Source organism: Gemmatimonadales bacterium (genome assembly GCA_036265815.1).
Lineage (GTDB): Bacteria > Gemmatimonadota > Gemmatimonadetes > Gemmatimonadales > GWC2-71-9 > CAVVWJ01.
Genome location: DATAOI010000044.1, coordinates 116,441 through 130,093, shown reverse-complemented (window position 1 = coordinate 130,093; position 13,653 = coordinate 116,441). Strand labels below are relative to the sequence as shown.

Genomic DNA, 13,653 nt, shown 5'->3' with positions numbered 1-13,653 from the left:
CAGGCCGACCGAAACTGGAGATATGGCACTCAAACAGCAGCTCGCATTCGCGGGCAGGTACGCGCGCAATGCGGTGACCCACCGGTCCCCCGCACCGCCCGTCCTCCCGGCGCTGCACCACCCGAGCCCCGGCACCTGGGCGAACGACGCGCTCACGGTCTCCTGGCTCGGCCATGCGACCGTCCTGATCAACTTCCTGGGCGACTGGCTGCTCACCGACCCCGTCCTGGAGCAGCGCATCGGGATCGGCAGAGGGTTCGCCAAGCTGGGCCCCCGGCGGCTCATTCAGCCCGCGCTCCGGGCGCGCGAGCTGCCACGGCTCAACGCGGTCCTGCTCTCCCACGCCCACATGGACCACACCGACCTCGGCACCCTCGCCCGGCTGCCCCGAAGCACGCCCGTCGTGGTGCAGCCGGGCAACCGGGACTTGGTCCGCCGATTCCGCTCCGTCCACGAGCTGGCCTGGGGAAGCTCGGCCGAGATCGGCGATCTCCGGCTGGAGTCGGTGGAGGTGCGGCACTGGGGCGCCCGGATGATCACCGACCGCCACCGAGGCTACGGCGGGTACCTGGTGGAGAAGGCCGGGCGGCGCGTGGTCTTCGCGGGCGACACCGCGTACACCGATGCCTTCGCGCGGCTCCGCGAGCACGGCCCGGTGGATCTCGCCATCCTGCCGATCGGGGCGTACGACCCATGGATCTACAATCACGCCTCGCCGGAAGAGGCCTGGCGCATGGCGCGGATGCTCGGCGCCGAGTACGTCCTGCCGGTGCACCATTCGACGTTCCGATTGAGCCGGGAGCCGGTGGACGAGCCGCTGGAGCGGCTGCTGGCGGCGGCGGGGGAGGAGCGGTGGCGGGTGGTGGGGCGTGAGGTGGGGGCGACGTGGAGGATGCCGAGGGAGGAGTAGCCGTAGCTGCAGCGTCCCCGCCGTACTAGGTGAGATCGTCTCAGCCAGTCTCAAGGCTCCGTGAGGTAGGCTTACTCCACCGTCACCGACTTCGCCAAGTTCCTCGGCTGGTCCACGTTGCACCCCCGCGACACCGCCACGTAGTACGACAAGAGCTGGAGCGGGATGCTGGTCAGGATCGGCGTCAGCGTATCCAGCGTCTCCGGGATGGTGAACGTCGCATCCGCCAGCCGCTCGATCTCGCTGTCCCCCGCGTTGATCAGCGCGAGCACCTTCCCGCCCCGCGCCTTTACCTCCTCGATGTTCGACACGATCTTGGAGTGCACCGCGTCGCGCGGGGCGATGAATACCACCGGCATGTTCTCGTCGATCAGCGCGATCGGGCCGTGCTTCATCTCCGCCGCCGGGTACCCCTCGGCGTGGATGTAGGAGATCTCCTTGAGCTTGAGCGCGCCTTCCAGGGCCACCGGGAAGTTGACGCCCCGGCCCAGGTAGAGCGCGTTCCGGGTGGTGCCCAGGAACCGGTGCGCGAGCCGCTCGACCTCCGAGGTGCGCTCCAGGATCTCGCCGATCTGCTCGGGCAGCTTCCGCAACGCCTGGATGAACTGCCGCCCCTGGAGGATGCTGAGGTTGCGCAGCCGCGCCATCCGAAGCGTCACCAGGGCCAGCGCCGCCACCTGGCTGGTGAACGCCTTGGTGCTGGCCACCCCCACCTCCGGCCCCGCGTGGAGATAGATGCCGCCGTCCACCTCGCGCGCGATGGTCGAGCCCACCACGTTCACCAGCCCCACGGTCCGCGCCCCCCGCCGCTTGGCTTCCCGGATGGCGGCCAGCGTGTCCGCCGTCTCGCCCGACTGGGAGATGCCGATCACCAGCGTGCTCTGGTCGACTACCGGGTTCCGGTAGCGGAACTCCGAGGCGTATTCCACCTCCACCGGCACCCGGGCCATCTCCTCCAGCATGTACTCGCCGATCAGCGCGGAGTGCCACGAGGTGCCGCACGCCGTGATGATGATCCGCTGGACCTGTTTGAGATCGTCGTCGCTCAGGTTGAGGCCGCTGACCCGCGCGGTGCCCTCTTCCTCGAGCAGGTGGCCCCGGAGCGTGTTGCAGAGGCTCTCCGGCTGCTCGCAGATCTCCTTCAGCATGAAATGGGGATACCCGTTCCGCTCGATGGTGGCCAGGTCCCAGTCGAGCTGGTTCACCGGCTTCTCGATCCGGGTCGTCTCCAGGTTGCGGACCCGGTATCCGTCGCGGGTCAGCACCACCATCTCCCCATCGTCCAGGTAGACCACCGAGCGGGTGTACTGCAGCAGTGGGGATGCGTCCGAGGCAACGAAGAACTCGTTCTCGCCCACGCCCACCAGCAGCGGCGATCCCTTGCGGGCCGCTACCAGGACGTCGGGCTCGTCCGAGGAGATGAACGCCAGGCCGTAGGCCCCGTCCACGTCCCGGAGCGCGTTGGCCACTGCCTCTTCCAGGTTGCCCTGGTAGAACTCACCCACCAGGTGTGCCAGGACCTCGGTGTCGGTCTCGGAGTTGAAGGCGTGGCCGCGCTGCTCCAGCGCCTTCCGGATGGCGCTCGAGTTCTCGATGATGCCGTTGTGGATGACCGCGATCCGGCCCGACTGATCGGTGTGGGGATGCGCGTTGGGAGTGGTGGGAGCGCCGTGCGTGGCCCAGCGGGTGTGCCCGATGCCGATGGTACCGGACGGGATGCCCCGCTCCAGCTCCTGCTCCAGCATCGAGAGCTTGCCCGCCGCCTTCGCGATCTTGAGACCGCTGCCGTTTACCACGGCGATGCCGGAGGAGTCGTACCCCCGGTACTCCAGCCGCCGCAGCCCTTCGACCAGCAGCCCCGCCGCCTGCCGGGGTCCGATGTATCCTACGATGCCACACATCGAGCCATGAACCTCAGTGCAAGAGTGACCGGGCTGCCTCGATTAAGGCGTCTGCGTCGGCTGTGGTCGGAGCTTCGGCGATGAGACGGACGATCGGCTCGGTTCCCGAGGGCCGGACGTGAAGCCAGCGGTCCCGCCACGACAACCGCAAACCATCCCGCTCATCCTGCTCCGCATCGGGAAACCGCTTCTCCAGCCGCCGGTACAGCGGCCGGAGCTCCGAGCGTGGACCCTTCGCCTTGACGATCGTGTACCGGGGTGCGGCGTCGACCAGCTCGGACACTGTACCCCCAGTCGAGGCAAGGAGATGCAAGATCAGGGCCAGCCCCAGAGGCGCGTCGCGCCCGATATGCAGGGCCGGCAGCATCACTCCGCCGTTGCCTTCGCCGCCGATCAGGGCGCCCTGGTCCCGGATGGTACGGGCTACGTTGGCTTCCCCGACCGGGGCCCGCACCAAGCGCGCCCCGCCGGCTCGCGCGGCGTCCTCCACCACCAGGCTGGTCGACAGGTTGGCCACGACCGTGGGTGTCTCCGCCGCACTGGTGCGCCCGTTCAACACCGCTCGCACCGCAAAGGCGAGGGTATAATCTTCGCCGATCGGCCGGCCGGTCTCGTCCACCAGCGCCAGCCGGTCGACGTCCGGATCGACCGCGAATCCGATCGCGGCGCCGCTCTCGCGCACCAGGCGTCCGAGGTCACCGAGGTTCTCAGGGATCGGCTCCGGCGCCCGCGGGAACTGTCCGTCCGTCTCCAGGTTGATCCCGCTCATCCTGCACCCCAAGCGCTCCAGCAATGCTGGGACGGCCGTGGCGCCGGCACCCCGGACACAATCGACCGCAACATGGAATCGCCGGTTGCGGATCGCGGTGACGCCGATCATAGGCAGCGCCAGGATCGCCTCGAGGTGCCGCTCGACCGCTTTCGGGTCCTCCCGCACTCGGCCGATCCCGTCCCACCCCATCCGCGGAGGCCCTTCTTCGGCCAGCGCCCGCACCCGCTCGCCCGACTCGGCGTCCAGGAAGATTCCATCCGGGCCGACGAATTTGAGCGCGTTCCACTCGATCGGGTTGTGGCTCGCCGTCAGGATCAAACCCGCGCCCGCGCGATGGTGTTCCACGGCCATCTGAACGGTCGGGGTAGGCACTACGCCCAGGTCGATCACATCCACCCCGACCGACATCAGGCCCGCCGCCGCGGCTCGCGCGAACATCGGGCCGCTGGTCCGGCTGTCCCGGCCGAGCACGACCGCCGGGCGCTGGCTCAGCCGGTCCGCGCTGGCGACCTGTCCCAGCGGGGACGTGCGCACCCAGGCGCCCAGTGCCGCCGCGTGGCGTGCCACCAGCTCGGGTGTGAGGTCGGTGCCGACGTGCCCCCGCATGCCGGAGACGCTGATCATGAGCGTGTCTGAGATCGGCACGGGCGGCGGCTCGACTGTCAGAGGGAGATGGGAAGAGCGGAGACGTCGCTGAACGCCCGCAGGAAGGCGTCCACGGCCGGCGGGTAGAAGTGGGTACCGGCACAGCGCTTGAGCTCGTCGACGGCGTCGGCCGGCGTGCGGGACGGACGGTACGCCCGGTTGGTGGTCATGGCGTCGAACGCATCCACCACCGCGACGATTCTCGCTTCGACCGGGATGTCCTCGGCCTGGAGCCCGTCGGGAAAACCGCCGCCGTCGAGCCGCTCGTGGTGCGAGCGGACGATCTGCAGGACGATGGGCGATTCGGCGAGGGATGGCGCCAGGATCCTCTCGCCCAGCGTCACGTGACCCTTGATGTGCTCGAACTCCTCGGGACTCAACGGCCCCGGCTTGTTCAGGATGTCCTCCCGGGTTCCGATCTTCCCGATGTCGTGCAGCTCCCCGCCCAGACGGATCTGCTCCAGCCGCTCGCCGGTGTAGCCGAGCTGCACGGCGGTCTTGACGGCGTATCGGCTCACCCGGGTGGAATGGCCGCTGGTGTAGGCGTCCTTCGCCTCCAGCGCGTGGACCAGCGTCTGCACTCCGTTGATGAGCGACTGCTTGTTGCGGCGGTCGAGCTCCCGGACCCGGCCCTCCAGGTTCTGCTGGTAGAACCGGTTCTGCAGCACGAGGTCGCGCTTCTCCAGCGCCTTGTCGACCCGCGCCCGAACCTCCTCGATCAGCACCGGCTTGGAGATGTAGTCGAGCGCGCCGAGCTGGAGGCACTCGACCGCCGTGGTGACCTCGGCCACGCCGGTGAGCATGATGATGGCCATGTCCGGATAGAGTCGCAGCGCCTCCCGCAGGAAGGTGACCCCGTCCATCTCCGGCATGTAGATGTCGCTGATGCAGATGGGGACTTCGCCATCGCGCTGCAGCAGCGCGAGCGCTTCGGCGCCGGACGATGCTTCCAGGGTGGCCAGTCCGTGGGACTCGACGACGCGAGCGAGCGCGCGCCGGACCGAGGCATCGTCGTCGACAACGAGGCAGCGCGCGGTGACGACGCTGGAAGTCGGGGAGATCACGCACCGAAGCTAACCGCGGCACACCCCCTCTTCAACCGAGCGGGGCGCGCCATTACGCTTCTGCCACCCTCACTGGCGCCGGCCCTGATGACCCGGATTCTCCCGACAGATCCCCAGCACCGATTCGCCACCCGGTCGGTCCACGCGGGCCAGGTGCCCGAGCCGCTCTCCGGCGCCGTCATGACGCCCATCTACCAGACCTCGACCTACGTGCAGTCCGCGCTCGGAGTGCACAAAGGCTACGAGTACGCGCGGACCCAGAACCCCACCCGCGAGGCGCTCGAGCGCAACGTCGCCAGTCTGGAGGGCGGGACCCATGGGTTCGCCTTCGGCTCCGGGCTCGCCGCGCTCGACAACGTGCTCAAGCTGTTGCGTTCGGGCGATCACGTCGTCTGCGGGGACAACGTCTACGGCGGCACCCACCGGCTGATGGAGCGGGTCTACGGCGAGTTCGGGGTGCGATTCAGCTTCGTGGACATGCGGGGGATCGATGCCATCGAGGCCGCGCTCACCCCGGCCACACGGATGATCTACTGCGAGACTCCGACCAATCCGATGATGAATCTGGTCGACCTCGCCGCGGTGGGAGACCTGACCCGGGCCCACGGCTATCTCTACGTGGTGGACAACACCTTCGCCACGCCGTTCTTCCAGCGCCCGCTCGAGCACGGCGCGGACATCGTGCTGCACTCCACCACCAAGTACCTCAACGGCCATAGCGACATGGTCGGAGGCCTGCTGATCACCTCGCGGGACGATCTGGCCGAACGGCTGGGTTTCCTCCAGAACGCGGCGGGTGGAGTGCCCGGCCCGATGGACTGCTGGCTGGCGCTCAGGGGGCTCAAGACCCTGCCGCTCCGCATGCGGCAGCACGACGCCAACGGCCGTCGCATCGCGGAATGGATCAGCCGGCGCTCCGACGTGACGCGGCTCTATTATCCGGGACTGCCTTCCCACCCGCAGCACGAGCTGGCCTGCCGCCAGATGTCCGGCTTCGGCGGGATGATCTCGCTCGATCTGGGCGATGCCGCCCGAGCCCGGCGCTTCGTCGAGCGGACCCGCGTGTTCGCCCTCGCCGAGTCGCTTGGCGGGGTCGAGAGCCTGATCGGCCATCCCGCCAGCATGACTCACGCATCGGTGCCGCCGGCGTTGCGCCAGAAGCTGGGACTGACCGACAGTCTGGTCCGGCTGAGCTGCGGCGTGGAGGACGCGGAGGACCTGATCGAGGACCTGGACCGGGCCTTCGCGGCGAGCGCCGGGTGAGCTGACGCGCGTGTCTCAATGTGAAACTATCTGATACTGTTCCCGTACGGCGAGCTCCTCTAACCTGAGTCATACCATGAGCACTTCCGTTCCCGCCGTACGCCCGCGCCAGAGCTTCGCCCAGATCGCGGCGGTCTCATGGGAGCACCCGGCGGACCGGGCGGCACTGCAGACCCTCCGCTCCGTCCCTGGTGTCGACGAGATCATCAGGAAGGTGCTGGCGCTCATCGGTGGCGAGCGCGGGGTGCGGCTGCTCTTTCAGGGGAACGCCGTCCGGATCGGCCCGGCGCAGTTTCCCAAGCTGTGGCACATGCACAACGAGGTGGTCACCACCTTCGATTGGCCCACCGTGCCCGAGCTGTACGTCTCCCAGACCCCCTTCTTCAACGCCGGCGCGTACGGCATCGACAAGCCGTTCATCGTGATCCACTCCGCGGCCGTCGAGCTGCTGAACGACGACGAGCTGCGGGTCCTCCTGGCGCACGAGATGGGACACGTGATGAGCGGCCACGCGCTGTACCGGACCATCGCGGCCATTCTCGCGCTCATCAGCCTGGGCGCGCTCCCGGTCTTGGCGAGCATCGCGGTGTTACCGGTGCGACTCGCTTTTCTCGAGTGGTCGCGCAAGTCGGAGCTCTCCTCCGACCGGGCGGGTCTGCTGGGCGCCCAGGACGTGGTGGCCGCACAGAGCCTGGACATGAAGATGGCCGGCGGCGGCCGGGGCGAGGGATTCACCGCCCAGCTCAACGTCGACGCGTTCATGCAGCAGGCCCATGAGTATGCCGCCAGCGGCGAAGGCCTGGACGTGGTCTACAAAGTCCTCAGCACCCTGGCGCTCACCCACCCGATGCACACCGTGCGTGCCGCGGAGCTGCAGCGCTGGGTCACCAGCGGCGAATACGAGCGGATCCTCCGGGGCGAGTACGTCCGGCGCGGACCCGACGCCGAGGAGCGCCCGCTGCGGGACGACCTGGGCGCGGCGAGGAGCTATTACGCGGGCGAGGCCCGTGAGCTCGCCACCCAGGTGGCCGAGGCAGCCAAGCGAGCCGCCGAGCGGGCCCGCGACGCCTTTCGGAACGCGCAGAAACCGTGAGGCTTCTGGTCGTCGGCGGCGGGGGCCGGGAGCACGCCATCTGCTGGTCCCTCCGCCGGGAGAACCCAGACTCCGATCTCTACTGCGCACCGGGAAATCCGGGCACCGCGGAGCTGGCGGTCAACCTCCCGATCCCCGCCGACGACCTCGACCGGCTGGCCGACGCGGCCGACATGCACGGGATCGATCTCACCGTGATCGGCCCCGAGGTTCCACTCGCGCGCGGGCTGGCCGATCGTCTGAGAGCGGAAGGGCGCGCGGTCTTCGGGCCCAGTGCCGCGGCCGCCCAGATCGAGGCGTCGAAAGCATTCTCCAAGGAGCTCATGGCGGCCGCCGGCGTGCCGACCGCCGGAAGTCGCACGTTCCAGGACCTCCCCTCCGCACTGGAGTACGTCGACCGGCACTCCGAGCCTCTGGTGGTGAAGGCCTCGGGCCTGGCGGCCGGGAAAGGCGCCGTAGTCTGCGCCACCCGGGGAGATGCCGCGGCGGTCGTGCGGGCGATGCTGGGTGAGGGAAAGTTCGGCGAGGCGGGGCGGACCGTGGTGGTGGAGGACTTTCTCGAGGGTGAGGAGATCTCGGTCCTCGCCCTCACCGATGGCATGGACGTCGAGCTCCTCCCGGTGGCTCAGGACCACAAGCGGCTGCTCGAGGGCGATGGCGGCCCCAACACCGGCGGCATGGGGGCCTACAGCCCCGTGTCGTTGGCCACCCCTGCCCTGCTCGAGCAGGTGCGCCGGCGGGTGCTACACCCCACCCTCGAACAGCTCCGCAGTCAGGGCACTCCCTTCACTGGCGTGTTGTACGCCGGCCTCATGGTGGACCCGACAGGAGAGCTTTCGGTCGTGGAGTTCAACTGCCGGTTGGGAGATCCGGAAGCGCAGGTGGTGCTGCCGCTGGTGTCGGAAGGACTCACCGAGTGTGTCTTTCGGGTCGCGCGGGGCGAGGGGGTCTCGCCCGTCGTCCAGCGACGGGATCACGCCTCGGTCACCACGGTGCTCGCCTCCCGCGGCTACCCGGACACCCCTGAGAAGGGAGCGGCCATCACCATTCCGGATGTCTTGCCGGCCGGAGTGACGGTCTTTCACGCGGGCACCACCCGCGGACCGGACGGCGTCCTGCGAGCAAGCGGCGGGCGCGTCCTCACGGTGACGGCCGTAGCCCCGACGTTCGGCGAGGCGCAGCGCCTGAGCCGGGGTGCCGCCGAAGGGATCGAGTTCGAGGGGAAGGTCTTCCGCCGGGATATCGGCTGGCGGGAGGCGGCCCGACGGTCTGCTGGAGAGGTGCCCGCGCCGCTGTTGCGTTAGCTAGCGGAGCGCAGCGATTGGCTCGGGATCACAGTGCGTAAGACCCTCGAGTTAGATTGCAGTGCGATGCCCGAGCTTCCCGAAGTCGAAACCATCGTCCGCGACATCCGTCCCGCTCTCGTCGGCCGCCAGCTCCGCCAGGTCTCCCTCAGCCACACCGACGTCCTCCGCGGGGTGACTCGGCGGCGCCTCTTGCGGGACCTCACTGGCGCCTCCGTGCGGGATGTGTTCCGGCGAGCCAAGCACGCTGTGCTGGATCTGGGCGAGCGCCGCCTGGTGGTTCAGCCCGGCATGACGGGATCCCTCGTCGTCTCCGACCGGCCGCTCACCGGCGAGGAGACGCAGTACGCGGTGCTCCGCGCCGCGCTGGATGACGGTGGCGAGCTGGTGTACCGCGACGTCCGTCGCCTGGGCACCCTGCTCCTGCTCGATCGCCGCGGCTGGGAGCGCTATACCGCCGCCATCGGACCCGAGCCGCTCGACCCGAGCTTCACCCCTGCGCGTCTGGGCCGCGCATTGGGCGGCTCCCGGCAGGCGGTGAAGAAGATCCTGATGGACCAGCGGCACCTGGCCGGGGTGGGAAACATCTACGCCAACGAGGCGTTGTTCGCGGCCGGCATCGACCCCTCGAAGCCCGGCGATCACCTGACGCCGGAGCACCATCAACGGCTGCACGTGGAGCTTCAGCGAATTCTCAGGGCGGCCATCGCCTCGAACGGCTCGACCGTGCGCGACTACCGGACCGGCACGGGAGAGTCGGGCAGCTTCCAGCTCGAGCTGCTGGTCTACGGGAGGGAAGGCGAGCCCTGCCGGCGGTGCGGCACCCGCCTCACGGGTACCCACGAAATCGATGGCCGCATCACCGTGTTCTGCCACCACTGCCAGTCGTGAGCCGAAGCCGCCGCGCCCAGCGAGCCGCCCCGCTCCCATCGACCGATCTCGACCAGCTCCGCGAGCGGGTGCGGGCGCTCTCCGAGAACCGGCCCGCCGTGTATCGCATGGTCGACAGCCTGGGTCGGATCATTTACGTGGGCAAGGCCAAGCGGCTCCGGACCCGGCTGCTGAGCTACTTCCGGGCGGACTATCCCGAGGACAAGGCCGCGCGCATTCTCTATGCGGCGAGCGACATCACCTGGGATTACGTGCCCAGCGAGTTCGCCGCCTACCTCAGCGAGCTGCGTCAGATCCGAAAGTGTCGGCCGTACTTCAACCATCGCGGCAACGTCACCCGCCGATGCGTGCTAATCAAGATCTCGGGCGAATCGGCGGCCCGAGTGTACGCCGGCAGCACGGTGACCCGCGGTGACATCGGGTGCTACGGACCGTTCCACTCCCTCGGCCGGACCCTGGAGGCAGTGCGCACGCTCAACGATCTGCTCCAGCTCCGGGATTGTGCGCCGACGATGCCGGTGGTGTTCGCGGGCCAGGGAGATCTGTTCGATGAGCCGCGCCAGGCCGGCTGCATGCGGCATCAGTTCGGCTTCTGCTCCGGTCCCTGCGCCGGCTTCGTGGCGGAGCGAGAGTACCGGCAGCGGGTGGAGACGGCGCGGGCGTTCCTGGAGGGCCGGACGATTCAGCCGGTCGATCGGGTGGTGCACGCGATGCAGCAGGCCGCGGCCGAGGCGCGCTTCGAGGTGGCGGCGCGCTGGCGCGAGAAGTTCGAGCAGCTGGAGTGGTTGCTGGCGGCCACCAGCCGCGCCCGGTCGGCGCGAGACCTCCTCACGTTCGTGTATCACGATCCCGGTGACTTCGGCGACGACCGGGTCTATCTCGTCCGCCAGGGCGTGGTGCGTGCCTCGTTCGCCTACCCCTCGACCCCCATCGAGCACGAGGCCTTTCGGGCCGTGGTCGCGGAAGAGGCCGCCCGGCCGACGCCGCCGGTGGGGCCGCTCCCACCCGATTCGATCGACGAGATCCTCCTCCTCATGTCGTGGTTCCGGGCCCATCCGGAGGCCCTGCGACGCACTTCCAGCTATTCCGACTGGGCCGCCTGAAGGACCCTGGGGACAGGATCCAGCTCCAATCGTCCGCACAGGAGGACAGGCCTGGCGGCCCTCTCCGGTAAGCCACTTGTTCACTGGGACTTGACTACCTGCAGATTGTGGCACCGACCGTGCCTTCACCCGCTGCCGTCGCGCGCCAGCGCACCATTCACCGACATGCGGGAGGTCACATGCTGAAGAACACCCTTTGCGCCGGCATCCTCGCCGGCCTCGCTCTGACGACGCCCCTAGCCGCACAGCGCTCCGCGGGTCCCTCGTTCGGCATCACACCCTATGCTGGCTACATCAAGTTCGGCAATCTGGCTTCCGGGCCGCTCGGCACCAGTCTCCGGGATGCGGGCGCGGCGGTCTATGGCGCCGAGGCGGCGCTGGGGCTCACCAGCGGGATCGCGCTGGTGGGGAATGTGGCGTATTCACAGCCGGCGCTCGAGGTGGGCGTGCCGCTGATCGGCGGCGTGTCCGTGGGAAGCAGCTCGATGCTGCTGTACGACGCCGCGCTCCGGCTCCGAGTGCCGCTGACCGGCGGACTCCCGATCTCGCCGTTCGTGCAAGGTGGCGCCGGCGCGATGCGCCAATCGTTCGATGTCGGCCCGGCCTCCACCCACTCGACCAACTTTGCGTACAACGTCGGGGCCGGTGCCGACGTGGCCCTCGCCCGCCGGTTCGGCCTGCAGCTCATGGTGAAGGATTACATCGGCAAGTTCGACGCGAAAGAGGCGACGGGTCTCAACGTGGGCAGCAAGACGACGCACAACTGGGCGGTGAGCGCGGGCGTGCGGCTCGGGCTGTAGGCTGGGCCATCGACCAGAGACCATCTGGCATCCCGGGGCCCTGGCCTGGCGCGCCTGCCTCCGTCTACTCGACCGGTACCCACAACGCCGGCGTCCGCTCCAGCAGCGTGGCACCGGCGCTCGTGGTTGGGGCCGGCCAGCTGTACCACCCGTTGGGATCATTGTCGTGCACCTGAAATGCCATGGTCGGGCGGCGGCCCGGCGCCCCGGCGAGCCACGCCGGATCGAGGCGGAGCACCAGGCTCCAGCCCCGCGCGCCGTCCACGCCGCCGACCGCCCAACCACCTCCTTCGCGAGCTCGGCCCACCCGCCAGTCGGGGTCGCCGAGCGGCGGCTCCCAGCGACCGGACCGTCCCCGATACACCACGCTGCTGTCGAGCACCCGCTGAAGCGACCACTGAAAGTCCTCGTGGCCGGGCGCGTCGGCGCGGGTGCCCGCCAGGTCGAAACAGATGGCGAGCGCATCCGCCCACGAACGGGTGCTGTCCGGAATCGATGCCGCGACGAACACCGTATCCGCCGCACGGAGCAGCCAGATCGACGCCGTGCCCTGCCGCGTGGGGATCCGCACCTGCGGCGGGCCCCACGCAACGCTGTCGATCCGCCCATCTGCCGGCGGCGGCGCGACGAGGTCGTGGAGGTGGAGTGTGTCGGTTGGCGGGCCCCCTGGCGGGAGCGCCTGGAGAGAGATCGACAACGCCGCGAGCAGCGACGCGAGCAGCCGGCTACTCCGCGTCGAATGGGGTGAGCGGGACGAGACGGCCCCGCGGCGGGATGCCGGGCTCGAGCTCCAGAATGCCCACCGACGCGGGCAGATCGAAACGGCGGCGGCCGGCGCCCCCCGGGTTCATCACCGTGACCACCACGTCCACCAGAGTGAGCAGCGGCCGGTGGGTGTGGCCGAAGACGATGATCTCCGCCTCCGGAAATGCGGCGTGCACCCGTTCCGGCGTGGGAGAGCCGAACTGGTCGCCGTGGGTGACCACGATGTCGAACCCGTCGAGCTGGACCACGGCCACCCGCGGCAGCCGGTGCCGGACCTCCGCCCCGTCGGTGTTGCCGTAGACGGCGGTCACCGGCGCGATCGCCGCCAGCTCGTCCAGCAACGCGGCCGGTCCCACGTCGCCACCGTGGAGGATGTGATCCACCTCGCGAAACGCCTCGAAGACTTCGGGCCGAAGCAGCCCGTGGGTGTCCGAGATGACGCCGATCCGCACGTCCCCTACCGCCGGGTTATCCGCGCGAGAGGTCGACCCCCGGGGGAGAGGATCCCTCGCTCCGCCCGGGATGACAGTGATGTCATGCGGTGGATCATCCGTCGTCCCCCGTCCAGCGCCGGGCGATATCGATGTCCAGCTCGAGGTGATCGAGGACCCGCTGTACGACGAAATCCACCAGCTCGGCGATGCGGGTGGGGCGATGATAGAACCCGGGGGCCGCGGGGATCACCACCGCGCCGGCTTCGGTGACCGCCACCAGGTTCCTGAGATGCACCAGCGACAGCGGCGTTTCCCGCGGCACCAGGATGAGACGGCGGCGCTCCTTGAGCGTCACGTCCGCCGCGCGCTCCACCAGCGACCGGCTGGTGCCTCCGGCGATCGCGGCCACCGTGCCCATCGAGCAGGGGCAGACCACCATGCCGCCGGTCCGCTGGGAGCCGGACGCGGGCAGCGCGCCGCGGTCGTCGTCGGGGAAGACGGTGACGGACGACCAGTCGCCCACGGCCCGCTGGAGCGACTCGATCGAATCGATGCCGCACTCGTGCTGCAGCAGCCGCATCCCGTGGCTCGAGGGAATGAGCCAGACCGGCACCCGGCGATGGGCCAGCACCTCCAGCAGGCGAAGCCCGTAGGGCGCGCCGGACGCCCCGGTGAGCGCGAGAACGATGGGATGCCCGCTCATGGAGC

13 protein-coding genes are annotated in these 13,653 nt (G+C 69.4%); 7 read left to right on the top strand and 6 right to left on the bottom strand.

The genetic code is table 11. The features are described from left to right. Positions 1–22: 22 nt before the first annotated feature. A complete protein-coding gene (locus VHR41_08805; protein HEX3234286.1) occupies positions 23–910 on the top strand; it encodes an MBL fold metallo-hydrolase in 888 nt (295 codons plus the stop codon). Between the two features lie 71 nt (positions 911–981). On the opposite strand, the gene glmS is transcribed toward VHR41_08805, so the two are convergent. The 3 genes from glmS to VHR41_08790 are packed head-to-tail and all read right to left on the bottom strand — an operon-like array spanning position 982 to position 5,292. Further along, a complete protein-coding gene (gene glmS / locus VHR41_08800) occupies positions 982–2,811 on the bottom strand; it encodes a glutamine--fructose-6-phosphate transaminase (isomerizing) (protein HEX3234285.1) in 1,830 nt (609 codons plus the stop codon). Positions 2,812–2,824: 13 nt separating this feature from the next. Continuing rightward, complete coding sequence (gene glmM / locus VHR41_08795) at positions 2,825–4,228, bottom strand: phosphoglucosamine mutase (GenBank protein ID HEX3234284.1); 1,404 nt, start codon at positions 4,226–4,228, stop codon at positions 2,825–2,827. Positions 4,229–4,245: 17 nt separating this feature from the next. After that, a complete protein-coding gene (locus VHR41_08790; protein HEX3234283.1) occupies positions 4,246–5,292 on the bottom strand; it encodes an HD domain-containing phosphohydrolase in 1,047 nt (348 codons plus the stop codon). 87 nt (positions 5,293–5,379) lie between these two features. Here VHR41_08790 and VHR41_08785 point away from each other — a divergent pair, with 87 nt between their 5' ends. From VHR41_08785 to VHR41_08760, 6 genes are all read left to right on the top strand, one after another. Beyond that, complete coding sequence (locus VHR41_08785; protein HEX3234282.1) at positions 5,380–6,555, top strand: cystathionine gamma-synthase; 1,176 nt, start codon at positions 5,380–5,382, stop codon at positions 6,553–6,555. 76 nt (positions 6,556–6,631) lie between these two features. Further along, positions 6,632–7,648 (top strand): M48 family metallopeptidase, encoded by a 1,017-nt coding sequence (locus VHR41_08780; protein ID HEX3234281.1) that lies wholly within the window; start codon positions 6,632–6,634, stop codon positions 7,646–7,648. Next, the gene (gene purD / locus VHR41_08775; protein HEX3234280.1) at positions 7,645–8,952 is read left to right on the top strand and encodes a phosphoribosylamine--glycine ligase; all 1,308 of its coding nucleotides are present in this window, start codon (positions 7,645–7,647) and stop codon (positions 8,950–8,952) included. The genes VHR41_08780 and purD overlap by 4 nt, the downstream gene beginning before the upstream one ends. Positions 8,953–9,018: 66 nt before the next feature. Further along, the gene (gene mutM / locus VHR41_08770) at positions 9,019–9,843 is read left to right on the top strand and encodes a bifunctional DNA-formamidopyrimidine glycosylase/DNA-(apurinic or apyrimidinic site) lyase (protein HEX3234279.1); all 825 of its coding nucleotides are present in this window, start codon (positions 9,019–9,021) and stop codon (positions 9,841–9,843) included. Next, on the top strand, positions 9,840–10,946 hold the full coding sequence (locus VHR41_08765; protein HEX3234278.1) for a hypothetical protein: 1,107 nt from the start codon (positions 9,840–9,842) through the stop codon (positions 10,944–10,946). The genes mutM and VHR41_08765 overlap by 4 nt, the downstream gene beginning before the upstream one ends. Positions 10,947–11,125: 179 nt before the next feature. Next, the gene (locus VHR41_08760; GenBank protein ID HEX3234277.1) at positions 11,126–11,746 is read left to right on the top strand and encodes an outer membrane beta-barrel protein; all 621 of its coding nucleotides are present in this window, start codon (positions 11,126–11,128) and stop codon (positions 11,744–11,746) included. Between the two features lie 64 nt (positions 11,747–11,810). Here the strand turns inward: VHR41_08760 and VHR41_08755 are convergent, their stop codons facing one another. From VHR41_08755 to VHR41_08745, 3 genes are all read right to left on the bottom strand, one after another. Next, positions 11,811–12,443 carry a hypothetical protein gene (locus tag VHR41_08755; GenBank protein ID HEX3234276.1) on the bottom strand — a complete coding sequence of 211 codons (633 nt, stop codon included), beginning with the start codon at positions 12,441–12,443 and terminating at the stop codon, positions 11,811–11,813. A gap of 28 nt (positions 12,444–12,471) precedes the next feature. Beyond that, on the bottom strand, positions 12,472–12,963 hold the full coding sequence (locus VHR41_08750) for a metallophosphoesterase family protein (protein ID HEX3234275.1): 492 nt from the start codon (positions 12,961–12,963) through the stop codon (positions 12,472–12,474). Positions 12,964–13,057: 94 nt separating this feature from the next. Continuing rightward, positions 13,058–13,648, bottom strand: a complete 591-nt coding sequence (locus tag VHR41_08745) for a flavin prenyltransferase UbiX (GenBank protein ID HEX3234274.1) — start codon at positions 13,646–13,648, stop codon at positions 13,058–13,060. Positions 13,649–13,653: the final 5 nt, after the last annotated feature.

What these genes read in the sequence shown, in the direction of transcription:
- VHR41_08805 (HEX3234286.1), top strand. Translation starts at nt 23, where the DNA reads ATGGCACTCAAACAGCAGCTCGCATTCGCGGGCAGGTACGCGCGCAAT.
- glmS (HEX3234285.1), bottom strand. Translation starts at nt 2,811, where the DNA reads ATGTGTGGCATCGTAGGATACATCGGACCCCGGCAGGCGGCGGGGCTG.
- VHR41_08785 (HEX3234282.1), top strand. Translation starts at nt 5,380, where the DNA reads ATGACCCGGATTCTCCCGACAGATCCCCAGCACCGATTCGCCACCCGG.
- VHR41_08780 (HEX3234281.1), top strand. Translation starts at nt 6,632, where the DNA reads ATGAGCACTTCCGTTCCCGCCGTACGCCCGCGCCAGAGCTTCGCCCAG.
- mutM (HEX3234279.1), top strand. Translation starts at nt 9,019, where the DNA reads ATGCCCGAGCTTCCCGAAGTCGAAACCATCGTCCGCGACATCCGTCCC.
- VHR41_08760 (HEX3234277.1), top strand. Translation starts at nt 11,126, where the DNA reads ATGCTGAAGAACACCCTTTGCGCCGGCATCCTCGCCGGCCTCGCTCTG.
- VHR41_08745 (HEX3234274.1), bottom strand. Translation starts at nt 13,648, where the DNA reads ATGAGCGGGCATCCCATCGTTCTCGCGCTCACCGGGGCGTCCGGCGCG.